The organism is Enterobacter sp. PL_is514, from assembly GCF_055816715.1.
In genome coordinates this window covers 1-3,480 of the sequence record NZ_JBVPGN010000010.1, presented here as the reverse complement: position 1 = coordinate 3,480, position 3,480 = coordinate 1, and the positions used below count along the sequence as shown (strand labels likewise).

Here is a 3,480-nt window from a genome sequence, read left to right as displayed (position 1 = left end):
GCCGGGCAGTACGCTGACGGTGAGACGGGACTGCACTATAACCTGTTCCGCTACTACGACCCGCAGGTCGGGCGGTTTATTGTGCAGGATCCGATTGGGTTGAATGGTGGGTGGAACCTTTATCAGTATGCGCCGAACCCGCTGGGGTGGATTGATCCGCTTGGATTGTCAACCTGTTCATCCAAAGACTCATATGAACAGGCCAGAAATAAAGCTCTGAAATGGTTAGAAGAGCGAGGATTTAAAGCCGAAAAAGTTAACACAGGCAAATTTGGTTCGACTAAAGGTCAACCTGTCGGGATGACAACAATTGATGGAAAAACAGGTTTTAGAGTTGAGTATGATGAACGAAGTGGAGCTCATATCAATGTGTTTAGCGGTAAAGATAAAGGGGAGCACTTCATGTTTGATGCGGCTGAATCCGTTGTGACAAAAATTCAAGATTTATTTAATTTACCATCAAAACCATGGAGAGGCTCTTAATGACGCTCGATGATGAAATCAGGAAGGAAATATCTTTGCTTCCTGAACAACCAGAAATTGTGGATGACTGGGAACACATTGCGGATAAGTTATCCGATAGTTATAGTTGGGCTGGTTCAAAAATTGACTGGTCAAAGACCAATGCTCATAGGTCTTTAGAACTACATGGGGACTATAAGGATTGGTTGGTAGATATAAAGAGATTCATTCATGATACTGATGTTCATGATGTGATTTCAAATAGTGATGAGATTTACTATATAAATGATTCGTCTCTTGATTTTTCTGTCAGGTTGAATACCAAGCAGTTTTTTTTATTTCTTGATATGGCAATAAAAAATATCCCTCAGCATCATTATTTTTTTGATAGAGAAAATAAATGGTGTCTAGTGATAAGTGCTGAAGGATATATTGATTTCGGTTTCTCATGGTCAGATAAAAAATGATTGAAATGGGAGGTTCATCCTCCCAGGACGTTTTAGGTAATGTTTTTGATTTGATAAAAAACCGGGGCAAGAGTCTTACGGTGATGGTAATGTCCCTCTGAGACTATTTTAAAAAGAACATTCGAAATTGCTTGGGTAGGTTCAGTTTCTGGCACATTAGACAATCATGAAATTTGAGAAGAGTCATATGTATTGGAACGAAATCGAAGGTGGTATTTTGTTTAACAAGGTTTTCAGTAGATATGTTGAAGTGAATGAAACCGACATCTTTGATATTAAAATAGACCGCGAAACTGCTACGGTAATAATATGTTTTGACTTTGTTAATGAGTTGCCTGACAATCCTCCCCAAAAATGGGTTAAAGGCTATAATAGATGTAGGTTTGGTATAAGTTGCAGTGGAGTAAAATCCTTAAAAATAGAAGGTATGTCTACGGATATGCCAGCAAAAATAGAAATACAAAAAAAACACTCCCCATAGTGAAGTTATAATAAAGGGGACGGATATTTTTTTAAATTTGAAGTGTTCACATATACAATTAATGGGACCTTTCGTATCTATTAGTCAGTAAGCTAAAGGTCGTGGTGGATTTTTAAATTTTCCTAGCTTTTATAATTTAAGGTTGGTTCAGTTTACTGAATAGATCCGATTGGGCTGAATGGTGGGTGGAACCTTTATCAGTATGCGCCGAATCCGTTGGGGTGGATTGATCCGCTGGGTCTTGCTAGCTGTACTACTAAATTTAAATCGAGAAATGCAACCTTTAGGGCAGCGAAAAGAGATGCCGGAATACCAGTGAGCCAGCAACCATCAAAAGTTGAGCTAGTACCTTTAACAGATCGAAACGGGAAATCTATTTTAGGAGACGATCATTTACCTATAAAGACACGAGAATATACTTTCTCGCGTCCAGATGGTGAATCCATTGTAATCCAGGACCATTCACCAGGGCATATCTATGGACCTCCAGGAACACCTGGTAACCAAGGGCCACATTTAAATGTTCGACCGATCAGTGATACCCGAAATGGTACTATATCTGGAACGCTAGAACATTATCCATTTTAAGGAGGGAAAATGAATTCATGGGTTGATTTATTAATTGATAAAAGAAGTATTTCTTCTATCTTCACCGATGAAGAACCTTCATTACGTAATGTTGAACTTCATGATGTGGTTTTCCATAGGGATGGGCCAAAAATCACACTAAGATTCAATATTGAAAGTTATCCTTCGCAACCACCAAAAAAATGGATAATGCAGAAATGTAATGTCGTACAATTACAATTGACTGCTATTGATATAGCGGAGGCTAGCTTATTTGGTTGGAATAAAACTAACTTTTCTTTAGATGTTAACATATCTAAAGAAGATGGTTTTATCATCATTTTAGCTCAAGATGATATATTCTCTCTCTCAATAAAAGCAAAATTCATTGATATTTCTTCAATAACAGCTTATACAATTTCAAAATAATAAAGAATGGGAGGATAATAAATCCTCCCATTGATTTTGTTCAGTTTGGTCTGATTGCATGTTCTGCAGAGGTTTGGTGTTACGACTGGAATGGGTGATACCTACTTAATCGACCATAAAACAGCATTATGTTTCGGTAAGTTTCAGTGTTTAACCTGTTGTATAAAAACTAAAATAGTTATCGTGCAGATGGCTTAATTTATCAGGGTGTGGCGGTAGCATGATTGTCTTATGCAAGCCGCTACGTCCGCGATCTGAGCGGCCAGATTACCCGCATCCGCTGCACGCCAACCGCCGAAGGCGTTGCCCTAGGTATTGAAAGCGATGAGATCGCTTACCGTCATGACGCCGAAGGGCGTCTGCTGAAGCACTACGAGGCGCGACAGGGGCACAGTCGCGCGCAGTTCAGCTATGACGCCGCGGATAACCTCGCCGCCAGTGACGATCCGGTACCGGTCACGGATAACCGCCTGCAGCACTGGCAGGCGCTGTTTATGAAATACGACCACTGGGGCAACCTGGTCAGCCGCCGCAACGGGCTGTATGAACAGCATTATGCGTATGACGCCGAGAACCGGCTGGTGTCCGCCCGGGGAACCGGGCCGGAAGGGCGGTTTGAGGCGCGCTATCACTACGACGCGCTGGGCCGCCGCACGCGCAAAATCGTCACCACGACGCACGGCACCACCGACACCCGCTTCCTGTGGCAGGGCTACCGCCTGCTGCAGGTGCAGCAGGAGAGCGGGCTGTGCAGCACTTATGTATACGATCCGAATGAAGCCTGGAGCCCCCTGGCGCGGGTGGATCACCTTCGTGACCAGAAGAGCGGTGAGATTTACTGGTTCAATACCGACCTGAACGGCGCGCCGCTGGAGGTGACCGACGAGCGCGGCACGGTGCGCTGGAGCGGCCAGTACGGCAGCTTTGGCGAAGTACATCATCAGAGTGAAGGATTCTCGAGGGTTGTGAATCGCTCGGCGATGGCGCACCAGCCGCTGCGCTATGCCGGGCAGTACGCTGACGGTGAGACGGGACTGCACTATAACCTGTTCCGCTACTACGACCCGCAGGTCG

General features: G+C 43.8%; 5 protein-coding genes and 1 pseudogene. All 6 read left to right on the top strand.

What is annotated here, in order from left to right; translation table 11 throughout:
* Positions 1-483 (top strand): RHS repeat-associated core domain-containing protein (locus AC0TNG_RS00155; RefSeq protein WP_473712406.1); only part of this gene is annotated, 483 nt, incomplete at its 5' end.
* Positions 483-929 (top strand): type IV secretion protein Rhs, encoded by a 447-nt coding sequence (locus tag AC0TNG_RS00150; RefSeq protein ID WP_473712405.1) that lies wholly within the window; start codon positions 483-485, stop codon positions 927-929. The genes AC0TNG_RS00155 and AC0TNG_RS00150, both read left to right, overlap by 1 nt.
* Before the next feature lie 187 nt (positions 930-1,116).
* A complete protein-coding gene (locus tag AC0TNG_RS00145; RefSeq protein ID WP_230581843.1) occupies positions 1,117-1,410 on the top strand; it encodes an Imm50 family immunity protein in 294 nt (97 codons plus the stop codon).
* Positions 1,411-1,572: 162 nt separating this feature from the next.
* Positions 1,573-1,998, top strand: a pseudogene (locus AC0TNG_RS00140) (HNH/endonuclease VII fold putative polymorphic toxin); the annotation flags it as partial.
* 9 nt (positions 1,999-2,007) lie between these two features.
* A complete protein-coding gene (locus AC0TNG_RS00135) occupies positions 2,008-2,406 on the top strand; it encodes an Imm50 family immunity protein (RefSeq protein ID WP_024906919.1) in 399 nt (132 codons plus the stop codon).
* Between the two features lie 224 nt (positions 2,407-2,630).
* Positions 2,631-3,480, top strand: an 850-nt coding sequence (locus AC0TNG_RS00130) for an RHS repeat domain-containing protein (RefSeq protein WP_473712404.1), incomplete at its 3' end; no start/stop codon positions are given.

What these genes read in the sequence shown, in the direction of transcription:
- AC0TNG_RS00150 (WP_473712405.1), top strand. Translation starts at nt 483, where the DNA reads ATGACGCTCGATGATGAAATCAGGAAGGAAATATCTTTGCTTCCTGAA.
- AC0TNG_RS00145 (WP_230581843.1), top strand. Translation starts at nt 1,117, where the DNA reads ATGTATTGGAACGAAATCGAAGGTGGTATTTTGTTTAACAAGGTTTTC.
- AC0TNG_RS00135 (WP_024906919.1), top strand. Translation starts at nt 2,008, where the DNA reads ATGAATTCATGGGTTGATTTATTAATTGATAAAAGAAGTATTTCTTCT.